Raw genomic sequence first — 22,943 nt, forward strand, 5'->3', positions numbered from 1 at the left:
CTTGGCCATGCAACCCTGGTTCACCGACGCCAAGTTGGGGATCTTCGTGCACTGGGGCATCTATGCCGTCGACGGCGTCCAGGAGTCCTGGTCGTTCTACGACGACATCGTGCCGCACGACCGGTACATGTCCCAGCTGGAGCGCTTCACCGGCGCCAAGTACGACCCGCGCGCCTGGGCGGACCTGTTCGCCCGGGCGGGCGCGAAGTACGCGGTCCTGACGAGCCGTCACCACGACGGAGTCGCCCTGTGGGACACGGAGTTCGGCGACCTCAACCTCGGCCGGGACTATCTGACCGGCTATGCCGAGGCGCTGCGCGAGAAGGACCTCAAGGTCGGCTTCTACTACTCGCACTCCGACTGGAACCACCCCGACTACGCCTCCACGCGCAAGCCGGGCCGCCCGCCGGAGCAGGAGGACAACCGCTACTCCGAGGTCGCCGCCGAGCACGAGGACCTGGCGGCCTGGGAACGCTTCCTCGTCTACCGCGACGGCCAGATCCGCGAACTGGCCTCTCGGTACCGCCCCGACCTGATGTGGTTCGACGGCGAGTGGGACCGCAGCGAGGAGCAGTGGCGGATCCCCGAGCTGGCCGCGCTCATCCGGTCGTACACGCCGGATGTCGTCTTCAACGCGCGCATGCTCAGCGAGGGCGACTACGCCACCCCCGAGCAGGGCGCCCCCATCGTGCCGCCGGACGGCCCGTGGGAGCTGTGCCTGACGATCAACGACTCGTGGGGCTTCCAGCACCACGACCACAACCACAAGTCGCTCGCGCAGCTCGTCCGCTACTTCACCGAGACCATCGGTGGCGGCGGCAACCTGCTGCTCGACGTCGGCCCGATGGAGGACGGCACCATCCCGCAGCCGCAGGTCGAGCGGCTGGAGGGGCTGGGGGAGTGGATCCGCAAGCACTCCGAGGCCGTGTACGGGACCGTGCGCGGACTGCCGGCCGGGCACCACTACGGGCCCAGCACGCTGTCCGCCGACGGCCGGACCCTCTACCTCACGCTGTTCGACGCCCCGCGCGCCGAGATCGGGGTACGGGGGCTGGCCACGAAGGTCCGCCGCGTGAGTGTGCTCGGCAGTGGCACGGAACTCGCCCACCGGGTGGTCGGCGGCCTGCACGAGGCCGTCGGCGTGGTGTGGATCGACCCGCCCGGCGCGGCGGACCTCGACCCGTACGCCACCGTGCTCGCGGTCGAGCTGGACGGGGAGCTGGAGCTGTACCGGGGTGCCGGGCGGTTCTGAAGCTGCACCGGGGCGCCGGGAGGTTCTGATTCTCCCGGCGTGCTGATTCCCATGGAGAATTAAGAGAACGGTAAGTCCCCTGGTCAAGGGCCGCATTTAGGCTCCTCTGGCCAGGGGTGTTCCTTTTTTGGACACCTGGAGTTCGCCTGCCGCGCCTGAGATGCGCCGGTAAGGCGAGAGAAAGGTGTGAGCGTGCGCGACCCGCGAATGTCCGCGATAGGGAAGGGCCTCAGGCGCCGGGGACGCCTCATGGCCGAGGCGGTGAGCCCGCCGCGGCGGAGCCTGGACGCGATGCCCGCGCCCCGCTCCGCCCCCAAGAACCCGACGGCCACGAAGAGTTCGGCCACGTCGTCGTACACCGCCCCGTGCGCACCGCGGCTGGTCGAGTCGCCGGTCTTCGTGCTCTCCTCGGTCCGCTCGGGGTCGACGCTGCTGCGGGTCCTGCTCAACAGCCACAGCCGGATCCGCGCCCCGCACGAGATGCATCTGCGCACCCTGCACGTCGACCTGAGCCGCACGTTCAGCGCGGACGCGATGCAGGCCCTCCAACTCGACAAGGACGAGCTGGAGCACATGCTGTGGGACCGGGTGCTGCACCTGGAACTCACCCGCAGCGGCAAGGACGTCATCGTCGACAAGACCCCGCCCAACACCCTCATCTGGCCGCGCCTGCACCGATGTTGGCCCGACGCCCGCTACATCCTGTTGCTGCGGCACCCCGGCGCGATCGTCGCGTCCCTCACCGACCGCCGCAAGGACCCGGACCACGAGGCCATCCGCGCCGAAGTCCTGTGCTACGCCGAGAAGTTGGAGGAGGCCCGGCAGGGTCTCGACGCCGCCCACGTCATCACGTACGAGGACCTCACCGCCGACCCGGAGCGGGTCACGCGCGGGCTGTGCGACCACCTCGGGGTCGCCTGGGAGCCCGCCATGCTGGACTACGGCAGCAAGGACCACGGGACCTTCCGCCCCCAGCTCGGCGACTGGTCCAGCACCATCAAGTCGGGCCGCATCCAGCCCGCCAGACCCGCCGACGCCACGGCCGAACTGCCGCCGAGGCTCGTGGAGTTGGCGAAGGCGTGGGGGTACCCGGGCTAGCGGGCACCCCCACGCGTCCGATCTCTTGACGGACTGTCCGTTCTCCTGACGGACTAGCCGGTGAAGCCGGCCGTGATCGAGGTGAACTGCCAGGTGTTCTGGCTGATGCCGGAGCAGTTGCTCACCACGCCGCCGCCCGGGCACGGCCGGTCGCGGTTGACCGCCCAGAACGCGAGACGGGCGATGTGGTGACTGTTCGACCAGTCCTTGATCTGGGTCCAGATCGCGGGCGTGGTGTTCTCCTGCTGGTCGGACAGGCCGTTCATGCCCGAGATGCCGATGTGGGAGTACGCGGTGGCGTCGTCCCAGCCGAACGTCGACTTCAGCTTGGTCTTCAGGCCCTCCGCCGCGTTGACGGTGTTGCCGTACATGTCCGCGCCGCCGCCGAAGTCGAACGGCATGATGGTGAAGACGTCGATGTTCGCGCCGAGCGACTGGGCCTGCTCGATGAGCCGGTTGCCGTAGTAGGTCGGCCCGGTGGTCGACGTCCCGAAGGTGACGATGGTCTTGAGGCCGGGGTTGTTGGCCTTGACCGTCTTCAGGGCGGTGAGGATCTTCGCCTGCGTGGCCTCGTTCTCGAACTCGTCGGTGTTCTCGATGTCCATGTCGACGGCCTTGAGCCCGTAGGCGTCGATCACCTTCTGGATCGCTCCGGCCAGCGCGCTCGCGGAGGAGCAGTTGGCGCCGAGCTTGCTGCCCTGCCAGCCGCCGAACGACGGGACGATGTCACCGCCGGCCGAGCGGATCTGGTTGATCGCGGTCTGGTCGACGCCGCCGGTCAGCGCCCGCTGGCCGTCCCAGGCGGGGTTGCAGCCGCCGGAGTCCAGCACGAAGGCCATCGTGAACCACTTGACGCCGGTCGCGGCCATCACCGTGGTCGGGCTCGGCGGGTCGCCCCAGCCCTCGAAGAGGTAGGGCGCGGCCTGCTTGAACCCGGTGGGGGTGCCGGTGCCCGCGTCCGTCGTGACGCTCACGGAGTTGGAGGCCGCCGAGGAGTTGCCGGCCGCGTCACGCGCCCGGACGGTGAAGGTGTAGGCGGTGCTGGGCGAGAGCCCGCTGACCGTCGCCGTCGTACTGGAGACGCTGAGCACCTGACTGGAGCCGGCGTAGATGTCGTAGGCCGTGACACCTACGTTGTCCGTCGAGGCGTTCCACTTCAGCGACACGCTCGACGAGGTCTTGCCGGTGGAGCTGAGCGCGCCGGGTGTCGTGGGCGCCTGGGTGTCGTTGCTGCCGCCGGGCCCGTCCAGGCTGATGTCGTCGGCGTAGTAGGTGCCCTGCGCGTACCAGCCGTGCGTGTAGATCGTCGCGCTGGTCTGCGAGGCGCCGGTGGTGAAGGAGACGCTCAACTGGCTGTACGCCGACGGGGACGTGGTCCACGTCGAGGCGCCGCCGTTCACGCCGAGGTAGACGTAGGAGCCGCGGACCCAACCGGTCAGCGCGTACGTCGTGTTCGGCTGGACCGCGACGGTCTGGCTGCACTGCGCGATGTCGCTCGAACTCACCGCGCCCTGAAGGGCTTTGGTGCCCCCGTGGACGGGGGAGGAGACGACCGAGCCCAGGTTGCCGGTGCAGGTCCAGGGGGAGAGAGCACCCGACTCGAAGCCGGGGTTGGGGAGGATGTTGGCCGCTTCGGCCGTGGTCGGCAGGGCGACGGCTCCGGCGAGCGCGAGAGCGGCGGTGCCGAGGAGTGCGAGGAGTCGACGTTCGGGACGTCTGAGTGGGTTACGCACGCGATCTCCCTGAAGTAATGGGGATGTTCGGGAGTGCAGACTCGGGAGTACCGAGCAGAGCGGGGTGCGTCACCCAAGTTGGTATGGACCAATCGCGGTGTCAAGGTGCTGCGGTGCGATTGGTCCAGACCGGTATGAAGTTGTTCGTCCGGGCGTGATCCGCCGGGTATCCCCGGCGTCCCGAGCGCGCTCCGCCGGGCAGGTCCTAGAAGGACGCGCCCGCGTGGCTGCCGGCCGACTGCGGGGCGACCTCGACGGACTCGGCCGGCTGCTGCGCGGGCATCGCCGGCAGAGGCGCCTGCTCGTCCTCGTCCAGCCGCTGGTGCGACACCGACCGCGGGCGCAGCTGACGCGGCCCGGACACCACCGTGTAGTCCTGGCCGAGGAACGGCGGGACGATTTCGCCCGGGTCCTCGCCGAGCGCCAACTGCACAGCCGCCCAAGGGGCGTTGACCCCGCACAGCGACAGCTGGTGCAGCCCGCCGGCGGGCCGTGTGTTGACGTCCATCAGCACCGGGCGGTCACCGAACATCCGGAACTGGATGTTGGACAGATAGTGCAGCCCGAAGCCCTCCGCGATCCGCCGTGCCGGCTCCAGCCACTGCTCGTGCAGCGTGAACCCGCGCCGCCGACCGTTCTTCGTCCGGCCGATCGCCAGCCGCACCCGGTTGTCGGGACCGGTGAGGCAGTCCACCGACACCTCCGGCTCCTCAAGACGCGGCATCACCAGCCAGTCGACCGGCTCGTCGGTCTCCTTGAGCGCGCCGAGCACCAGATCCAGCGGCACGTACGAGCTCGGGAACCCGGTCAGATGCATCATCGAGAACGGCGTACGCGTGATGACCCGGAAGCCCACCCCGCCCGCACCGGACGCCGGCTTGAAGCACGCCTTGTGTCCGTCGGCCTCCAACTCCTCGACGGCGGCGAGGAGTTCGTCGGCGTTGCGGACACGGAACCACGACGGCACGGGCACGCCGATCGCCTGCACGGCCTCGTAGGCGATCACCTTGTCGTGGAAGACGGCGACCGCCTCGGGCGGCGGGGCCAGCAGTGCGGTGCCGACCGACTCGAAGTCGGCGCGGTGCGCGACGATCGCCGACTGGTGCAGCCGGGGCACGAAGACATCGATGCCACGGCGCTGGCACTGGTCGAGCGCGAACTCGACGTAGGCGGCCGGGGACAGGCCCGCGGGCTCCAGTTCGGCGGTGTCGGCGGCGGCCAGCACGGGAGAGTCCGCGTCCCCGTGCGTCGCATGGATCTCGACGGCGCGATCGCTGGGATTTCGCCGCAGCTGATCCATGAAGAACACGTTCTCCGCGTACGTGCGGTTGAGCCAGACGCGTACGCGAGAGACCATGCAGGCCGCCTTTCACGGTTCGCGGGCAGGGCAAAGCAGGCCCGTGCCCGGGCAGGGAGGAGGAAGGGTCGCCAAACCAGCCCTGTGTGAAGGGAAGTTCGTGGCGGTGGTGTTGGGGCGATCATACGGCTTCGAAAGGGTGCCGCGTGCAACGTACGTGTTACGGATTTTCCGATCATGCCCACCCGGATCAGGAGTTCCGCGCACGTCGACCGGGTCCGCGCCGGACCGCCTTGTCGGGGCGCCGCGAATATGTTGTCGTGGTCCCGACCGGTGCGCGTGGGACGCGCCGGTCTGCGGAGGGGGCGCGAGGTGACGTCGACGGCCGGTGGTGCCGGACAGCTGCTGGCCATCAGTGACCTGCACATCGGATACGCCGAGAACCGCGCCCTCGTCGAGGAGATGCGGCCGGACACCGACGAGGACTGGCTGCTCGTGGCCGGCGACGTCTCCGAGAGCGTGGCCGACATCCGCTGGGCGCTGAAGACCCTCGCGAGCCGCTTCCGCAAGGTGGTCTGGGCGCCCGGCAACCACGAGCTGTGGACCCACCCCAAGGACCCCGTCACCCTGCGCGGCACCGCCCGCTACGAGCACCTGGTCACCATGTGCCGGGAACTGGGCGTGACCACCCCGGAGGACCCGTATCCCGTCTGGGAAGGACCCGGCGGCCCGGTCGCCGTGGCCCCGCTCTTCCTGCTGTACGACTACTCGTTCCTGCCGGCCGGCTGTGTCACCAAGGCACAGGGGCTGGAGTACGCGTACAAGACCGGCATCGTCTGCAACGACGAGTACCTCCTGCACCCCGACCCGTTCCCGAGCCGCGAGGCCTGGTGTCGGGCCCGGGTCGCCGAGACCGAACGCCGGCTCGCCGAGATCCCCGACGACCTGCCCACGGTCCTCGTCAACCACTACCCGCTGGACCGGCACCCCACCGACGTCCTGTGGCACCCCGAGTTCGCCATGTGGTGCGGCACCGAGCTCACCGCCGACTGGCACCGCCGGTTCCGGGTCGCGACCATGGTCTACGGACACCTGCACATCCCGCGCACCACCTGGCACGAGGGCATCCGCTTCGAGGAGGTGTCGGTCGGCTATCCGCGGGAGTGGCGCAAGCGGTCGCAGCCGCCGGGCAGGCTGCGGCGGATTCTGCCGTACGACCCGGGCGCGTCGGACGTGTCGAAGGAGGTCGGGACCCGGTGATCGAGGAGCTGCTGCCGCCCGAGGTGGTCGCCGTGGAAGTGCTCGGCGACGACGGGAGCGAACCCGCCCCGCTGTACCCGGAGGAGGCGGCGGTGGTGGAGCGGGCCGTCGCCAAGCGCCGCCGCGAGTTCGCCCTGGTCCGCGCCTGCGCGCGCCGCGCCATGGAGAAGCTCGGTGTGCCCCCGGGGCCCTTGCTGCCCGGCGAGCGTGGCGCACCAGGCTGGCCCGCCGGACTGGTCGGCAGCATGACCCACTGCGACGGCTACTGCGCCGCCGCCCTCGTCCGCGCCGGCGACCTCGCCTCCCTCGGCATCGACGCCGAACCCCACGGGCCGCTCCCCGAGGGAGTCCTGGACGCCGTGTCCCTGCCCGCGGAGGCGGTCCGGCTGCGGGCGCTGGCCCAGGAGCGCCCCGGCGTCCACTGGGACCGGCTGCTGTTCAGCGCCAAGGAGTCCGTCTACAAGGCGTGGTTCCCCCTCACCGGGCAGTGGCTGGAGTTCACCGAGGCCGACATCGAGGTCTTCCTCGACCCCGGCGAACCCCTGCACGGCACCTTCCGCGCCGAACTGCTCGTGCCGGGCCCGCTGGTCGGCCGACGGCGCGTCAGCCACTTCGAGGGCCGCTGGACAGTCCAGCGCGGCCTGGTGGCGACGGCGATCAGCGTGCCGCACGCCACCACCTGAACCGCGGTCACGACGGCTCCTAGCCGCCGGGGCACCAGCTCTGCAGCAGTCGGAAGAACTCCTCCTCGTTGCCCTGCAACCCGGCGTCCGCCAGCGCCCGTTCCGCCTCCGCCAGGACGGCGGGCGGGACGACGGGTGGTCGGTGGGTCTCCGGCGGGCCGTCGGCGTCGAAGGCGGCTCGCACGGTGTGCAGCAGTCGCATGTAGGCCTGCACGGCGGTGCGCTCGCGGTCGGTCAGAACGGCGGTGGGCATCATCGGGCGGCTCCTTCTGGATCGGCGTCGTCGGTCGCTCGTCCCAAGCTTGCCGTCCACCACTGACAATCGGGTTTCGCCGCCTTCCGGTTCGCCCGCTTAGCGGAGGCGAAACGTCCCCGAAATCCCTTGTGGGAAAGCAGTCCTACGCTGGGAGAAAGAGCTTTCGGCCGTGTTCCGCACGGTCATGGAACGGGAGGCGAACGCGTGGTCGACGTCCCGCGTCGGCGCCCGGTGCGCGCCGTACGGCTGCGTCCGGTGGGCGACGACGAACTCGAACTGCGGTACCGCGTCGTGCACGGCTACCGGCGCGCCTTCCGCATGGCCGGCGAAGGGCCCGCGCTGGTCCTCATCCACGGCATCGGCGACTCGTCGGCGACCTGGACCGAACTGATCCCCGACCTCGCCCGCACCCACACCGTCATCGCGCCCGACCTGCTCGGCCACGGCGCTTCCGACAAGCCCCGCGCCGACTACTCGGTGGCCGCGTACGCCAACGGGGTGCGGGACCTGTTGACGGCCCTCGGCATCGAGTCGGCCACCCTGGTCGGGCACTCGCTGGGCGGGGGAGTGGCGATGCAGTTCGCCTACCAGTTCCCCGAGCGCACCGAGCGGCTCATCCTGGTGAGCGCCGGAGGTGTGGGGTGCGAGGTCAACCCCCTGCTGCGGCTGGTCTCGCTGCCGGGCGCGCATCTCATGCTGTCGTCCCTGCGGCTGCCGGGGATGCGGCTCCAAGTCGGCCTGACGATACGGCTGATGAAGCTGCTGAACACCGACCTGGGGCAGGACGCCGGCGAGTGGCTGACGCTGGTCGACGCCCTGCCCGACGAGACCGCGCGCAATGCCTTCGTACGTAGCCTGCGCGCGGTCGTCGACTGGCGCGGGCAGGTCGTCACCATGCTCGACCGGTGCTATCTGACCGAGGGCATGCCGACCATGCTGCTGTGGGGCGACCGGGACAGCGTGGTGCCGGTGCGGCACGCGTACGGGGCGCACGAGGCGATGCCGGGCAGCCGCCTGGAGATCTTCGAGGGCGCCGGGCACTTCCCCTTCCACAGCGATCCCGGGCGATTCGTGTCGCTGGTCGAGGAGTTCACCCGGACCACGGATCCGGCCGACTGGAGCCGCGAGCACTGGCGGGAGCTGCTCTGCGAGGGACAGCCGGACACGGACACGGCGTACGGCCGGGCGGCGGAGGCGGATCTGCGGGAGGCGAGTGAGCGCAGTGCCACGTGACGGTGTGCGGATGCGGATGCGGGTGCCAGTGAGCGGGTGCGATTGCGAGTGCCGGTGCGCAGGGTGAGCGGCGCTCGGTAACGCGCCGCTCCGGTACGGGATTTGACCGCGCGCGGCGCTCTGTCACCGCGCGTAGCGTTTCAGCCCTGTGGCCCCAGATACCCCAGGGATGCTCCGATGCGGCCCGCCAGGTGGTCGCGCTGCACCGGGCCGCGCAGCCCCGAACCGGCGAGCCACGTACGGCACTTGCTGGCCAGCAGCAGCCCGAAGGCCTCGGCCTCCTGCTCCTCGGCCTGGTCGAAGTGGCTGCGGGCGGCGACCGCGCGGACGGTGGCCAGCAGGTCCGCCCCGTCGTCCAGGAGTCGGGCCGCGACCTTGGCGCCCTCGACGTGATGGCCGTGGTGGCCGGCCTGCATGTGCCACAGCTCGTGGCCCAGGATCACCAACTGGTGGTCGGGCGCGGTGCGTTCCTCGATGACGACGAGGTCCTGGTCGGTCATGTCGAGCCACAGGCCGCTGGCCGTCGCCGTGGGGAAGGCCGCCGTGCGGAAGTGCACCGGACGGCCGCGGCGCCTGCTCATCGCGGAGCACAAAGCGCCGTACAGGTCCGCCGGTGGCGCGGGCGCGGGCAGCGTGAGCTCCGTGACCAACTCGCCGCACAGGCGGCGCATCTGCTTGCCGATGCCCACAGTTCTCCCCCGGCTCACGACTCGGGCCGCTTGACGCTCTCCAGGAGCATGTCCAGCCACTCCGCGACCTTGTCGCGGTGCTGGTCGGTGGGGAGTTGGGCGGCCCGCCAGGCGATCCCGCGCACCCCGTGGTCCTGCAGCAGCCGCTCCAGCGGATCCTGGCCGGTGCCGTCCGCCTCCCGCTCGGCGAGCTTCTGCAGCAGCTCCTGCTCGGTGCTCTGCAGGGCGCCGGTGAGGGCCTCGGGGTCCTCGGCGGTCAGGAAGCCCGCGTGCACCCGGAAGAAGCGCTGGATGGCGTCGCAGTGCTCCATGGTGGGGCGCCGGTCGCCGTTGATGAGCGCGCCGGCCTGCTGGCGGGACATGCCCGCGCCGTCGGCGATCTCCTGCTGGGTGTATTTGCGGCCGTTGGGCTTCAGGCGGGTACGGCGCAGCAGGCCGAGGCGCTGGAGGAAGCGGGCCTGGACGTCGGGTTCGCCCGCCGGACGGCCGTTCAGCAGATCCCTGACCACCGGCTGCGGCACTCCGGAGGCGGCGGAGAGGCGGCCGACGTCGAAGACCTCCGTGTGCGCGACGCCGAGGCGGTCGGCGAGCGCGGCGACGCGAGCGACGACGGCCGGCAGCGCAGCGGTCGCCGTGGTGCCCGGACCCTCGAAGCCATCCGTCACCGACAGATCTCCTACGTTTCTCACCGGCTTTTCACAAGCCGTTGCCGTGAACCCGACGGACATTACCCGTAGGTTCGAACTCACATCCAGGTCTCGCCACAACTGTGGCCAATTTAAGCCGTCAACAGGCACGGAATGCCACGATAGTTGACACGGCTCGCGTCGGGACCGCAGGATCAAGGCGCCGCGTGAAGGCCGCATAGGCAAGAGGGGTGACCTCCCGATGGCGTATCAGGCAGGAGGGCAGCGGCCGGCACCGCGGCCCGTCCCCGAGAGTCCCGAGGCCCAGGCGTATCTGCAGGACTACGCCACCCTCGTGGAGGCTGTCCCCTTTCCGTCCGTCGTCTTCGACCACCGCTGGGACGTGGTTCTCTCCAACAGTGCATTCGCGTCACTTTTCCGCGAGATGAGCCCGCATCCGACCGCGATGCCGGGCGACAACCTGCTCCGTTTCGTGCTGTTCCACCCGGACGCGGGCACGGTCCTCGGCGATCACGAGTCGCTGTGGTGCCTGCCGATGCTGGCGCACTTCTCGTCCGCCGTGGAGCGGTGCGCGCACGACCATGGACTTCAGGCCATTCGGCGCGAGATCGCCCAGGACCCGATCATGGAGGCCGCCTACCGGCAGGGCCTGCCGCACTGGATGTGCGTGGCCGGGGAGGACGCCCTGGAGCAGGACGGTGTCGTGCGGCCCGTGCACCATCCCGATCCGCGCTGGGGCGCCACCGAGTGCCGGGTGGTGGACGAGACACCGCGCACGCTGCGCGAGATGGGATACCGGCGGCTGACGCTGGTGCTGCGCGAGACCCGCCGTGAGCGGTCCCGGCCGCGCGGTGCCAGGTCCACGGCCGCGCATCTCAGGGTGGTCCCCACCCCCGAGACCTGACCGGGCACCGTCGGCGTTCAGGTCGCCGACGGCGCCTAGTCAGTGAACCTCCGCCCGGCGGGCGGTCGTCACCAGGACCAGCGGGATGCCGTGGCACGGGAACAGCCGCACCCCGTCGAGGTCCGCGGCACGCGAGCGCTCCAACACCCCCGCGAAATCAGGGCCCTTGGTCAGCGAGCCGGCGAGATGGGCGGGGTCCGCGGAGGCCGCCACCCGGCCGCGCGCGTTCACCAGATACGCCGGTCCCGGCAGCCCTCGTAGCAACGGCAGGGCGGCCGCCTCGAAGTGCCGCAGGTACACGTCCGCCGCGGCCACGCCGACGAAGCGGCCCGCCACCTCGACGGGCGCGGAGAGCGTGAGGCTGTACTCGTCCGAGCAGAGGTAGTCGACGTACGGGCCCGCCACCGCGCGCCGGCCGGTGTCGCGGGGCAGCGCGAACCAGTCCCAGTGCGTGTAGTCCGAGTACGCGGAGTGCTGCGGGTCGAGGTCCAACAGGAGGGGTTTCACGTCCCCTTGGGCGCCGGTCTGCCACCACTCCAGCCAGGCCGGCACGTCCGACAGCAGACCCGGGGCGGCGACGAAGCCGACGCCGGAGACCAACTCCTGCCGGGTCAGGCGCAGATGGAGACCGGGGCGGAGCGCGGCCAGGTCGGCGGTCGCGGGGCGGCGCCGCAGGGCGGCCACCCGGGTCAGCAACTCCGTTGCGTCCACGCGGGTTTCGGCGACCGCGTCGAACACCGCCTCCAGCGCGTCGCCCACCCGCGCGGCCATCTGTTCCTCGGCCTGTTCCCCGGCGGACGCGACGAGCGTCGGGGTCGCCGTGCCGACGAGGCCGGGGCTGCTGCTCATGGGGCCCTCCAGCGGACGGGGACCGGTGCGGCGCGGCTACAGGGCGAGGCGTACGGCGATGAGCCGCGCCGTCGACTCCTGGACGCACCGCTCGGCCAGTTCCCTGGCCGAATCGTGGGCCCCATCTTGCACCGCCGAGATTACGGAGCGGTGACGGTCCGCCACCTCTTCACGATATTCGTCGTCGCCGAGCACAAGGCACAGCAGCGCCCCGACCTCCGTCTGCAGCGCGACCTGCTCCCGGGTGAGCCGGGCGGACTGCGCGGCGGCGGCCAGCTCCACATGGAAGCGTCCGTACATCCGGGAACAGGCCGCGGGGTCCGGTGCCTCGCTCAACTCGGTGGCGGTGCGGTGCAGTTGGACGAGGTCGTCGGGTTCCGTGCGGTCCGCGGCGAGGCGGGCCGAGGCGCCCGACAGGGCCGCCCAGTGGTCGCCCAGGTCGCGCAGCTCCTCCGGACTCCAGCCGCGCAGCCGGACCCGGAGGCGCTCCTCGCCGGGGTCCTCGGGCAGCGAGACGAAGGAGCCGCCGCCGCGGCCCCTGCGGGTGGTGACCAGGCCCTGCTGGCGCAGCGCCATGAGTGCCTCGCGCAAGGTCACGGTGGACACGCCGAGCTGCCCGGCCAGCTCGCTCTCGCCGGGCAGCTGCTCCCCGTCGGCGAGCAGGCCGAGCTCGATGGCGTCGCCGAGCCGGCGTACCACCGCGTCCACGCGCGCCCGGTTGTCCACGGGCGCGAAGACGGCTCTGCGGGCGCCGCCGTCGGTCGATTGCTTCACGGCCACCACCTTGTGCGTTGACTCAAGCTTTACCCTAAGGGGGCCTTGAGATTTGAACTATGACTTCATATGTTTCCGTGCAACGAACGAGAGCGCCAGAAAGGTTCCCGCCCATGGAGGGAAGTGCGATCCGGCTGCACGAACTGCGGAAGTCGTTCGGTGGGACGACCGCCGTGGCCGGCATCGACCTGGAGATCCGGGACGGGGAGTTCTTCTCGCTGCTCGGTCCCTCCGGCTCCGGCAAGACCACCGTCCTGCGCATGATCGCCGGGTTCGAGACACCGACCGGCGGCCGGATCGAGCTGGCCGGCCAGGACGTCACCGGGCTCGCGCCCTTCGAGCGGGACGTCCACACCGTCTTCCAGGACTACGCGCTCTTCCCGCACATGACCGTCGAGCAGAACGTCGCCTACGCCCTGAAGGTCCGGGGTGTGCCCAAGGCCGAGCGGCTCGTACGGGCCCGCAAGGCGCTCGCCGAGGTGCGTCTGGACGGGTACGGGAAGCGCCGGCCCGGCCAGCTCTCCGGCGGACAGCGCCAACGCGTCGCCCTCGCCCGCGCCTTGGTCGGCCGGCCCCGGGTGCTGCTCCTGGACGAACCGCTCGGCGCCCTCGACCTCAAGCTGCGCGAGCAGATGCAGGTCGAACTCAAGGCGCTCCAGCGCGAGGTGGGCATCACCTTCGTCTTCGTCACCCACGACCAGGAGGAGGCCCTGACGATGAGCGACCGCATCGCCGTCTTCGACCAGGGCCGGCTCGAACAGGTCGGCACCCCCGCCGAGATCTACGAACGCCCCCTCACCTCGTTCGTCGCGTCCTTCGTCGGCACCTCGAACCTTCTGGTTGGCGAGGCGGCCCAGCGAGTCGTCGGCAAGGCCGGCACCTTCAGCGTCCGGCCCGAGAAGATCCGGATCGTCGAGGAGACCGCCGAGGAGTTCACCGAGGCCGATTCGCCCGAGCATACGACCGCCGTCGGCACCGTCGCCGAGGTCGTCTACCTCGGCGACTCCACCCGCTTCCTGGTCGACCTCGACGCGGGCGGCCGCCTCACCGCCCTCCAGCAGAACCTGGAGACCTCCGCCGAGGACGTCGCCGCCTACCGAGGCACCCGGGTCCGCCTGCGCTGGCAGCGCCGCCACACCGTCCACGTCCCCGACTGATCCGCCGTCCCTCACGTATGGAGAACGTCGTGCGCCACATCCGTACCCTCCAGACCGCGGCCGCCGCCGCGCTGCTCCTCGCTGTCACCGCCTGCGGTTCCTCCGACTCCGGCAGCGGCTCGGCCGGCGGCCTCAACCCCCCTGATCTCAAAGAGCAGTCGAAGCTCGGCAAGACCGAGGGCCAGGTCAACCTGATCGCCTGGGCCGGCTATGTCGAGGACGGCTCCAACGACCCGAAGGTCGACTGGGTCAGCGACTTCGAGAAGCAGACCGGCTGCCAGGTCAACTCCAAGGTCGCGGCCAGCTCCGACGAGATGGTCAAGCTCATGAAGACCGGTGAGTACGACGCCGTCTCGGCCTCCGGCGACGCCTCCCTGCGCCTCATAGCCTCCGGCGACGCCGCGCCCGTCAACACCAAGCTCGTGCCCAACTACGCTGACGTCTTCGCCGGGTTGAAGGACGGCAACTGGAACTCCGTCGACGGGCAGATGTACGGCATCCCGCACGGCCGCGGCGCCAACCTGCTGATGTACAACACCGAGAAGGTGACGCCCGCGCCGACGTCCTGGGCGGCCGTCTTCGACGACGCGTCGAAGTACAAGGGCCATGTCACCGCGTACGACTCGCCGATCTACATCGCCGACGCGGCCCTGTATCTCAAGGCCACCAAGCCGGAGTTGAAGATCAAGGATCCCTACGCGCTGGACCAGAAGCAGTTCGACGCGGCGGTGGCGCTGCTCAAGACGCAGAACTCCAGCATCGGCGAGTACTGGGGCGACTACCTGAAGGAGATCTCCGCCTTCAAGAGCGGGGACTCCGTCGTCGGCACCACCTGGCAGGTCATCGCCAACCTGGCGTCCGACGAGGGCGCGAAGGTCAAGGCCTTCGTGCCGAAGGAGGGTTCGACCGGCTGGTCCGACACCTGGATGGTCTCGGCGAAGGCCAAGCACCCCAACTGCGCCTACAAATGGCTGGACTGGATCATCTCGCCGAAGGTCAACGCGCAGGTCGCCGAGTACTTCGGCGAGGCCCCCGCCAACTCCAAGGCGTGCGACCTGACCAGCGACAAGAACTTCTGCACCACCTACCACGCGGCCGACGAGAGCTACTGGAAGAACATCGCGTTCTGGAACACGCCCATCGAGCAGTGCCTGGACGGCCGCACGGACGTCAAGTGCGTGCCGTACGCCAAGTGGGTCCAGGCCTGGACCGAGATCAAGGGCTGATCCATGACCGTAGAGGCGCAGACCGCCGGGCGGGGGACCGTCCGGCGGCTCGCCGGGGCGCTGCACCGGCGCCCCCGGCTCCGGCTGGGGCTGCTGCTGACCGCCCCGCTGCTGTGGCTGGCCGTGCTCTATCTCGGCTCGCTCGCCGTGCTGTTCGTCTCCGCGTTCTGGACGACGGACTCCTTCACCTCCGAGGTGGTGAAGGTCTGGTCGACCGACAACTTCCACGAGCTGTTCACGACGCCGGTGTACCGGCAGGTGATCCTGCGCAGTGTCGGCGTAGCGCTCGCGGTGACCGTGCTGTGCGCGGTGATCGCCTTCCCGCTCGCCTTCTACACCGCACGGGTGGCGCGGCCGAAGTGGCGGCCGCTGCTCGTGGTCGCCATCCTCACGCCGCTGTGGGCGAGTTACCTGGTGAAGGTGTACGCGTGGCGGCTGATCCTGTCCCAGGGCGGGCTCGCCGACTGGATGCTGAAGCCGTTCGGGCTGAGCGGGACGGGGTTCGGTCTGCCGGCCACCGTGCTGACCCTGACCTACCTCTGGCTGCCGTACATGGTGCTGCCGATCCACACCGCGCTGGTCCAGCTGCCCGCCAACCTCCTTGACGCGTCAGCCGACTTGGGCGCCCGGGCCGGGCGGACCTTCCGGTCGGTCGTGCTGCCGATGGTGCTGCCGTCCGTGGCCGCCGGGTCCATCTTCACGTTCTCGCTCAGCCTCGGCGACTACATCACCGTGCAGATCGTCGGCGGCAAGACGCAGCTGATCGGCAACCTCGTCTACTCCAACATCGAACTCAATCTGCCCATGGCCGCCACCCTCGCCACGGTCCCCGTCGCCGTCATCGTGCTGTACCTGCTCGCGATGCGCCGCACGGGCGCGTTGAGCAGCCTGTAGAGGAGCCCGTCGTGCAACTCTCCCGTTCCGCGCGGATCGCGCTGCGCGTCGCCGCCGGGCTGGGCTTCGCGGTGATCTACGTGCCGCTGCTGCTCGTCCTCGTCAACTCCCTGAACCCGGACCGCAGCGCGAGCTGGCCGCCGCCCGGACTCACCCTGCACTGGTGGTCCGTGGCCAAGGACAACTCCGGTGCGCGGGAGGCCCTTTGGGTCTCGGTGAAGGCGGGCCTCGGGGCCACCGCGATCGCCCTCGTGCTGGGCACCCTGATCGCCTTCGCGGTCTCCCGGTACCGCTTCTTCGGCCGGAGCGCCCTGTCCTTCGTCGTCGTCCTGCCGATCGCGCTGCCCGGCATCGTCACGGGCATCGCCCTCAACTCGGCCTTCAGCACGGTACTTGAGCCGCTCGGCGTCGGCCTCGGCCTGTTCACCGTGGTCGTCGGGCACGCCACCTTCTGCATCGTCGTGGTCTTCAACAACGTCGTCGCCCGGCTGCGCCGCACCTCGGGGACGTACGAGGAGGCCGCGATGGACCTCGGTGCCAACACCTTCCGCGCCTTCGTTGACGTCACCTTCCCGCTGGTGCGCTCGGCGCTGTTCGCGGGCGGACTGCTCGCCTTCGCGCTCTCCTTCGACGAGATCGTCGTGACCACCTTCACGGCCGGACCGGGTGTCCAGACCCTGCCGCTCTGGATCTTCGACAACATGACCCGACCGCAGCAGGCGCCGGTCGTGAACGTGGTGGCGGCCGTCCTTGTACTGTTCTCCGTGATCCCGATCTACGTCGCTCAGCGGATGTCGGCCGACACGGCGACGAGCAGCCGGGTCTGAGGATCCGGCCCCGGATCCGAGCTCTACGCAAGCCGTTTGCGTTTCTTGCGCTATTCTTGCGCTCATGACGCGACGACTTGCCGAGGTAGCGAAGAAGGTCGGGGTCTCCGAGGCCACGGTCAGCCGGGTGCTCAACGGCAAGCCGGGGGTCTCCGAGCCCACCCGGCAGGCGGTGCTCAGCGCCCTGGACGTACTGGGCTACGAGCGGCCCACCCAACTGCGCGGCGAGCGCGCGCGACTGGTCGGTCTGGTCCTGCCCGAGCTGCAGAACCCGATCTTTCCCGCCTTCGCGGAAGTGATCGGCGGAGCGCTGGCCCAGGCCGGGCTGACCCCGGTGCTGTGCACCCAGACCAAGGGCGGTGTCTCCGAGGCGGACTACGTGGATCTGCTCCTGCAGCAGCAGGTCTCGGGCGTCGTTTTCGCCGGCGGTCTCTACGCCCAGGCGGACGCGCCGCACCATCACTACCGGCGGCTTGCCGAGCGCAACATTCCGGTTGTGCTGGTCAACGCGTCCATCGACGACCTCGGTTTCCCGGGTGTCTCCTGTGACGACGCGGTGGCCGTGGAGCAGGCGTGGCGGCACCTCGCCTCGCTCGGACACGAGCGGATCGGCCTCGTCCTGGGGCCGGACGACCACATGCCGTCGGCGCGCAAGCTGACCGCGGCGCGCGCTCTCGGCGAGCTGCCCGACGAGCACATCGCCCGGGCCATGTTCTCCATCGAGGGCGGCCACGCGGCGGCCACCCGGCTCATCGACCGCGGGGTCACCGGCTTCATCTGCGCCAGCGACCCGCTTGCGCTCGGCGTCATCCGGGCCGCCCGCCGCAAGGGTCTCGACGTGCCGGGCCGGATCTCCGTCGTCGGCTACGACGACTCCGCGCTGATGAACTGCACCGAGCCGCCCCTCACCACCGTGCGCCAGCCCATCGAGGCCATGGGGCGAGCGGCGGTCGAGCTGCTGAACGCACAGGTCGGCGGTAGCGCCGTACCGGCCGACGAGCTGCTCTTCGAGCCGGAGCTGGTGGTCCGGGGCTCGACCGCGCAAGCGCCGCGGGACTGATTCCGGGCAGCCGCTGGACCGATTTCCGGCAGAGCTGTCGGCCGCTGACGATGCACAGTCAATCGGAGATCCATCACATCCAATCCTCTGTCAAATAATTACGGATTCTGCGCGACATCTTGCGGACAGCTGTCGGCGGTGCTTGAGTGTGCGGCGCCCACCGCTCCTGCCACGAGGGGTCCACCGATGAGAATCACCGGGTTCCGCCGTACTTTCGCCGCGCTCAGTGTCTGTTCGCTTGCCCTGGCCGCCTCCGCCTGCGGGTCGGGCGACGACGACTCGGCGAGCGGCAAGACCCGCATCACGGTCAACTGCATGCCGCCCAAGAGCGCCAAGGTCGACCGCTCCTTCTTCGAGCAGGACATCGCGTCCTTCGAGAAGAAGAACCCGAACATCGACGTCGTCGCGCACGACGCGTTCCCCTGCCAGGACCCCAAGACCTTCGACGCCAAGCTCGCCGGCGGTCAGATGGAGGACGTGTTCTACACGTACTTCACCGACGCCAAGCACGTGGTCGACGTCCGCCAGGCAGCCGATCTCACTCCGTACGTCAAGGAGTTGAAGAGCTACGACACCATCCAGAAGCAGCTGCGCGACATCTACACCGTGGACGGCAAGATCTACGGCATCCCGCGCACCGGCTACTCGATGGGTCTGATCTACAACCGCGCGCTCTTCGAGAAGGCCGGCCTCGACCCCGACACGCCTCCGACCACCTGGGAGGAGGTGCGCGCCGACGCCAAGAAGATCGCCGCGCTCGGCAACGGCACCGTCGGCTACGCCGACTACTCCGCCCAGAACCAAGGCGGTTGGCACTTCACCGCCGAGATGTACTCCCAGGGCGGCGACGTCGTCACCGCCGACGGCAAGAAGGCCAGCATCGACACCCCGCAGGGGCACGCGGTCCTGCAGAACCTGCACGACATGCGGTGGACCGACAACTCGATGGGCAGCAAGCAGCTGCTGGTCATCAACGACGTCCAGCAGATGATGGGTTCGGGCAAGCTCGGCATGTACCTCTCGGCGCCGGACAACATCCCGATCCTGGTCAAGGAGAAGGGCGGCAACTACAAGGACCTCGCCCTCGCTCCCATGCCCGGCGGCCAGGGCACGCTCATCGGCGGCGACGGCTACATGTTCAACAAGAACGACTCGCCCGCCCAGATCCGCGCCGGCCTCAAGTGGCTCGACTCCATGTTCCTCACCCCCGGAGACGGCTTCCTCGGCGACTACGCCCGCGCCAAGCAGAACAACGCCCCGGTCGGCCTGCCCGAGCCGCGCCTGTTCACCGGCGCCGCCGACGCCAAGGACCAAGAGGTCAAGAAGGCCAACGCCAACGTGCCGGTGGAGAACTACCAGGCCTTCCTGGACGGCAACCAGTCGCTCCAGATGAAGATCGAGCCGCCCAACGCCCAGCAGATCTACTCCGTCCTCGACGGGGCCGTCTCCGCCGTCCTCACCAAGAAGGACGCCGACATCGACAAGCTCCTCAAGGATGCCTCCGGCAAGATCGACAGCATCCTGGCCCGGGGCTGACCGAGATGCCCAAGACCACCGCAGCGCGCCGACCCGTCGAGACGGTCGCCGTGCGCCCGGTGCAGGCGCCGCCTCCGGCAGGGGACCGGAGGCGGCGCCGTCTCGCCGACCAGGCGCGCGCCTACGCCTTCCTCGTCGGCGGCCTGATCTGCTTCGCGCTGTTCTCCTGGTACCCGGCGATCCGCGCCGTCGTGATCTCCTTCCAGAAGTACACGCCGGGCTCGGACCCCGAGTGGGTCGGCACCGACAACTTCACCCGCGTCTGGCACGACCCCGAGTTCACCGCCGCCTGGCGCAACACGCTCACCTTCACGCTGCTCGCCCTGCTCATCGGCTTCGCGATCCCGTTCGTGATGGCTCTGGTCCTCAACGAACTGCGGCACGCCAAGGCCTTCTTCAGGGTCGTGGTCTACCTGCCGGTGATGATCCCGCCGGTGGTCAGCGCACTGCTGTGGAAGTGGTTCTACGATCCCGGGGCCGGCCTCGCCAACGAGGCGCTGCGCTTTCTGCACCTGCCCACCTCGAACTGGTCCAACGGCGCCGACACGGCCCTCATCTCCCTGGTCATCGTGGCCACTTGGGCCAACATGGGCGGCACCGTCCTGATCTACCTGGCCGCCCTCCAGTCCATCCCGGGCGAGCTGTACGAGGCGGCCGAGCTGGACGGCGCGAACATCCTCCAGCGCATCCGCCACGTGACGATCCCTCAGACCCGGTTCGTCATCCTCATGCTGATGCTCCTTCAGATCATCGCCACCATGCAGGTCTTCACCGAGCCGTTCGTGATCACGGGCGGCGGCCCGGAGAACGCCACGGTCACCGTCCTGTACCTCATCTACAAGTACGCGTTCCTCTACAACGACTTCGGCGGCGCCTGCGCGCTGAGCGTGATGCTCCTCGTGCTGCTGGGCGTCTTCTCCGCCGTATACCTGCGCCTGACCCGATCCGGGGAGGACTTCGCGTGAGCACCCGCACCCTGGTCTCCCCGGCGGCGCTGGCCCGGCCGCGCGGCAGGGCCGTCTACTGGACCGTCTTCACCGGCGTCGTCCTCCTCTTCGCGCTGGCCTTCCTCTTCCCGGTCTACTGGATGGTGACCGGAGCGATGAAGTCGCCGGACGAGGTCACCCAGACCCCGCCGACGCTGATTCCCAAGCACTGGCACATCAGCGGGTACACCGACGCCTGGGACCTGATGCAGCTGCCCCAGCATCTGTGGAACACCGTGGTCCAGGCGGCCGGCGCCTGGTTCTTCCAGCTGGTGCTGTGCACGGCCGCCGCCTACGCCCTGTCCAAGCTGAAGCCGGCCTTCGGCAAGCTGATACTCGGCGGCATCCTGGCCACCCTGATGGTGCCGGCCCAGGCCCTGGTCGTACCGAAGTACCTGACCGTCGCCGATCTGCCGCTGATCCACACCAGTCTGCTCAACGACCCGCTGGGCATCTGGCTGCCGGCCGTGGCCAACGCCTTCAACCTCTATCTGCTCAAGCGGTTCTTCGACCAGATCCCGCGTGACGTGCTGGAGGCCGCCGAGATCGACGGCGCCGGCAAGCTGCGCATCCTGTGGTCGATCGTGCTGCCGATGTCACGGCCGGTCCTGGGCGTGGTCTCCATCTTCGCCCTGGTCGCCGTCTGGCAGGACTTCCTCTGGCCGCTGATGGTCTTCTCCGACACCGACAAACAGCCGATCAGCGTGGCGCTCGTCCAGTTGTCGCAGAACATCCAGCTGACCGTGCTCATCGCGGCGATGGTCATCGCCAGCATCCCCATGGTCGCGATGTTCCTGATCTTCCAGCGGCACATCATCGCCGGAATCAGCACGGGCAGCACGAAGGGCTGACACCGACCGCCCTCCGACCCGAGACAGAAAGGCAGGCACAGTGGGACAGCCCAGCCATGCCCAGAAGCAGCCGCAGCACCAGGACTGGTGGCGCTCCGCCGTCATCTACCAGGTCTACGTCCGCAGCTTCGCCGACGGCGACGCGGACGGCACAGGCGACCTCGCCGGCGTCCGCGCCAAGCTGCCGTACCTCGCCCAACTCGGTGTGGACGCCCTGTGGTTCAACCCCTGGTACCTGTCGCCGCTCAAGGACGGCGGCTACGACGTCGCCGACTACCGCGCGATCGACCCGGCCTTCGGCACCCTCGCCGAGGCGGAGAAGCTGATCTCGGAGGCGCGGGAGCTGGGCATCCGCACCATCGTCGACATCGTGCCCAACCACGTCTCCGACCAGCACCCGTGGTTCCGGGCCGCGCTCGCCGCAGGACCCGGCAGCCCCGAGCGCGAGCTGTTCCACTTCCGGCCCGGGCGCGGGGAGCACGGCGAACTCCCGCCCAACGACTGGCCCTCGCAGTTCGTCGGCTCCACCGAGCCGGTGTGGACCCGGCTGCCCGACGGCGACTGGTACCTCCACCTGTTCACGCCGGAACAGCCCGACCTCAACTGGGCCCACCCGGCCGTCCGTCAGGAGCACGAGGACATCCTGCGCTTCTGGTTCGAGCGGGGCGTCGCGGGCGTCCGCATCGACTCGGCCGCGCTGCTCGCCAAGGACCCCGACCTGCCGGACTGGGTCGAGGGCCGCGACCCCAACCCCTTCGTCGACCGCGACGAACTCCACGACATCTACCGCGCCTGGCGCGCGGTCGCCGACGAGTTCGGCGGTGTCTTCGTCGGCGAGGTGTGGCTGCCCGACGCCGAGCGCTTCGCCCGCTACCTGCGCCCCGACGAACTGCACACCGCCTTCAACTTCTCGTTCCTGTCCTGCCCTTGGGACGCGGACAGACTCCGTACGTCGATCGACACCACGCTCGCCGAGCACGCACCGGTGGGTGCGCCCGCCACCTGGGTGCTGTGCAACCACGACGTCACCCGGACCGTCACCCGCTACGGCCGCGCCGACACCGGCTTCGACTTCGCCGCCAAGGCCTTCGGCACCCCGACCGACCTCGTCCTCGGCACCCGGCGCGCCCGCGCGGCGGCCCTGCTCTCGCTCGCGCTGCCGGGCGCGGTCTACGTCTACCAGGGCGAGGAGTTGGGGCTGCCCGAGGCCGACATCCCGCGCGACCGCATCGAGGACCCGATGTACTTCCGCTCCGGCGGTACGGATCCCGGACGCGACGGCTGCCGGGTCCCGCTGCCCTGGATCGCCGACGCGCCCTACGCGGGCTTCGGCTCGCAACACGAACCGTGGCTGCCGCAGCCCGCGGGCTGGGCCTCGTACGCGGCCGATCTCCAGGCGGCCGACCCCCGCTCGATGCTCTCCCTCTACCGCGAGGCCATCAGGCTCCGCCCGCTTCTCGGTGACGGGCCGCTCGGCTGGCTGCCCGCGCCCGAGGGCGTTCTCGCCTTCACCCGGGGGGCCGGCGTGCTGTGCGTGGTCAACCTCGCCGACGCGCCCGCCGACCTGCCCACGCACACCGAACTGCTCCTCGTCAGCGGCCCGTTGGACGCCGACGGCCGACTGCCGAGGGACACCGCGGCCTGGCTGCGCACCTGACCCCGCGGCCAGGCCGCGCGCACCTCGCCGTCCCCCAGCCTCCTACCTCTACCTCGCCGTCCCCCAGCCCCCTA

22 protein-coding genes are annotated in these 22,943 nt (G+C 69.9%); 15 read left to right on the forward strand and 7 right to left on the reverse strand.

The features are described from left to right. Position 1: 1 nt before the first annotated feature. Both ACWDR3_RS13400 and ACWDR3_RS13405 read left to right on the forward strand, forming a co-directional pair. Entirely contained in the window at positions 2-1,252 is a 1,251-nt protein-coding gene (locus ACWDR3_RS13400; protein ID WP_450352620.1) for an alpha-L-fucosidase, read from the forward strand. A gap of 192 nt (positions 1,253-1,444) precedes the next feature. After that, positions 1,445-2,350, forward strand: a complete 906-nt coding sequence (locus ACWDR3_RS13405) for a sulfotransferase family protein (protein WP_450352621.1) — start codon at positions 1,445-1,447, stop codon at positions 2,348-2,350. A gap of 53 nt (positions 2,351-2,403) precedes the next feature. On the opposite strand, the gene ACWDR3_RS13410 is transcribed toward ACWDR3_RS13405, so the two are convergent. Then, positions 2,404-4,083 (reverse strand): carbohydrate binding domain-containing protein, encoded by a 1,680-nt coding sequence (locus ACWDR3_RS13410; protein ID WP_450352622.1) that lies wholly within the window; start codon positions 4,081-4,083, stop codon positions 2,404-2,406. Between the two features lie 205 nt (positions 4,084-4,288). After that, positions 4,289-5,440 (reverse strand): ATP-grasp domain-containing protein, encoded by a 1,152-nt coding sequence (locus ACWDR3_RS13415; protein ID WP_450352623.1) that lies wholly within the window; start codon positions 5,438-5,440, stop codon positions 4,289-4,291. Positions 5,441-5,752: 312 nt separating this feature from the next. On the opposite strand from ACWDR3_RS13415, the gene ACWDR3_RS13420 reads away from it, so the two are divergent. Continuing rightward, positions 5,753-6,640, forward strand: coding sequence for a metallophosphoesterase family protein (locus ACWDR3_RS13420; RefSeq protein WP_450352624.1), 888 nt, complete (start codon positions 5,753-5,755; stop codon positions 6,638-6,640). Further along, positions 6,637-7,323: a 4'-phosphopantetheinyl transferase family protein gene (locus ACWDR3_RS13425; RefSeq protein ID WP_450352625.1), complete on the forward strand. Its 687-nt coding sequence runs from the start codon at positions 6,637-6,639 to the stop codon at positions 7,321-7,323. Before ACWDR3_RS13420 ends, ACWDR3_RS13425 begins: the two co-directional genes overlap by 4 nt. A gap of 19 nt (positions 7,324-7,342) precedes the next feature. Here the strand turns inward: ACWDR3_RS13425 and ACWDR3_RS13430 are convergent, their stop codons facing one another. Continuing rightward, complete coding sequence (locus tag ACWDR3_RS13430; protein WP_450352626.1) at positions 7,343-7,576, reverse strand: hypothetical protein; 234 nt, start codon at positions 7,574-7,576, stop codon at positions 7,343-7,345. Between the two features lie 207 nt (positions 7,577-7,783). On the opposite strand from ACWDR3_RS13430, the gene ACWDR3_RS13435 reads away from it, so the two are divergent. After that, on the forward strand, positions 7,784-8,812 hold the full coding sequence (locus ACWDR3_RS13435) for an alpha/beta fold hydrolase (protein WP_450352627.1): 1,029 nt from the start codon (positions 7,784-7,786) through the stop codon (positions 8,810-8,812). Between the two features lie 140 nt (positions 8,813-8,952). Here the strand turns inward: ACWDR3_RS13435 and ACWDR3_RS13440 are convergent, their stop codons facing one another. Next, positions 8,953-9,483, reverse strand: a complete 531-nt coding sequence (locus tag ACWDR3_RS13440; protein ID WP_280874680.1) for a toxin-antitoxin system, toxin component — start codon at positions 9,481-9,483, stop codon at positions 8,953-8,955. A gap of 32 nt (positions 9,484-9,515) precedes the next feature. Continuing rightward, positions 9,516-10,166 carry a helix-turn-helix domain-containing protein gene (locus ACWDR3_RS13445; protein ID WP_450352628.1) on the reverse strand — a complete coding sequence of 217 codons (651 nt, stop codon included), beginning with the start codon at positions 10,164-10,166 and terminating at the stop codon, positions 9,516-9,518. Positions 10,167-10,389: 223 nt separating this feature from the next. Here ACWDR3_RS13445 and ACWDR3_RS13450 point away from each other — a divergent pair, with 223 nt between their 5' ends. Then, entirely contained in the window at positions 10,390-11,052 is a 663-nt protein-coding gene (locus ACWDR3_RS13450; protein ID WP_450352629.1) for an MmyB family transcriptional regulator, read from the forward strand. Positions 11,053-11,091: 39 nt separating this feature from the next. On the opposite strand, the gene ACWDR3_RS13455 is transcribed toward ACWDR3_RS13450, so the two are convergent. Beyond that, positions 11,092-11,901, reverse strand: coding sequence for a cache domain-containing protein (locus ACWDR3_RS13455; protein WP_450352630.1), 810 nt, complete (start codon positions 11,899-11,901; stop codon positions 11,092-11,094). Positions 11,902-11,937: 36 nt separating this feature from the next. Beyond that, the gene (locus tag ACWDR3_RS13460) at positions 11,938-12,684 is read right to left on the reverse strand and encodes a FadR/GntR family transcriptional regulator (protein ID WP_450352631.1); all 747 of its coding nucleotides are present in this window, start codon (positions 12,682-12,684) and stop codon (positions 11,938-11,940) included. 104 nt (positions 12,685-12,788) lie between these two features. On the opposite strand from ACWDR3_RS13460, the gene ACWDR3_RS13465 reads away from it, so the two are divergent. The 9 genes from ACWDR3_RS13465 (at position 12,789) to ACWDR3_RS13505 (ending at position 22,869) form a co-directional block, all read left to right on the forward strand. Next, positions 12,789-13,832, forward strand: a complete 1,044-nt coding sequence (locus ACWDR3_RS13465) for an ABC transporter ATP-binding protein (RefSeq protein ID WP_450352632.1) — start codon at positions 12,789-12,791, stop codon at positions 13,830-13,832. Positions 13,833-13,849: 17 nt separating this feature from the next. Continuing rightward, a complete protein-coding gene (locus ACWDR3_RS13470) occupies positions 13,850-15,058 on the forward strand; it encodes an ABC transporter substrate-binding protein (RefSeq protein ID WP_450352633.1) in 1,209 nt (402 codons plus the stop codon). A gap of 3 nt (positions 15,059-15,061) precedes the next feature. Further along, positions 15,062-15,952, forward strand: coding sequence for an ABC transporter permease (locus tag ACWDR3_RS13475; protein ID WP_450352635.1), 891 nt, complete (start codon positions 15,062-15,064; stop codon positions 15,950-15,952). A gap of 11 nt (positions 15,953-15,963) precedes the next feature. Next, complete coding sequence (locus ACWDR3_RS13480) at positions 15,964-16,779, forward strand: ABC transporter permease (protein WP_450352636.1); 816 nt, start codon at positions 15,964-15,966, stop codon at positions 16,777-16,779. Positions 16,780-16,843: 64 nt separating this feature from the next. After that, entirely contained in the window at positions 16,844-17,839 is a 996-nt protein-coding gene (locus ACWDR3_RS13485; protein ID WP_401712510.1) for a LacI family DNA-binding transcriptional regulator, read from the forward strand. A 186-nt stretch (positions 17,840-18,025) separates the two neighbouring features. Then, entirely contained in the window at positions 18,026-19,375 is a 1,350-nt protein-coding gene (locus tag ACWDR3_RS13490; protein WP_450352637.1) for an ABC transporter substrate-binding protein, read from the forward strand. 5 nt (positions 19,376-19,380) lie between these two features. Beyond that, positions 19,381-20,340, forward strand: coding sequence for a carbohydrate ABC transporter permease (locus ACWDR3_RS13495; RefSeq protein ID WP_450352638.1), 960 nt, complete (start codon positions 19,381-19,383; stop codon positions 20,338-20,340). Continuing rightward, positions 20,337-21,212 (forward strand): carbohydrate ABC transporter permease, encoded by an 876-nt coding sequence (locus ACWDR3_RS13500; RefSeq protein WP_450352639.1) that lies wholly within the window; start codon positions 20,337-20,339, stop codon positions 21,210-21,212. The genes ACWDR3_RS13495 and ACWDR3_RS13500 overlap by 4 nt, the downstream gene beginning before the upstream one ends. Before the next feature lie 40 nt (positions 21,213-21,252). Further along, entirely contained in the window at positions 21,253-22,869 is a 1,617-nt protein-coding gene (locus ACWDR3_RS13505; RefSeq protein ID WP_450352640.1) for a glycoside hydrolase family 13 protein, read from the forward strand. Positions 22,870-22,943 lie beyond the last annotated feature (74 nt).

This window comes from Streptomyces sp. NPDC001002, from assembly GCF_053599215.1.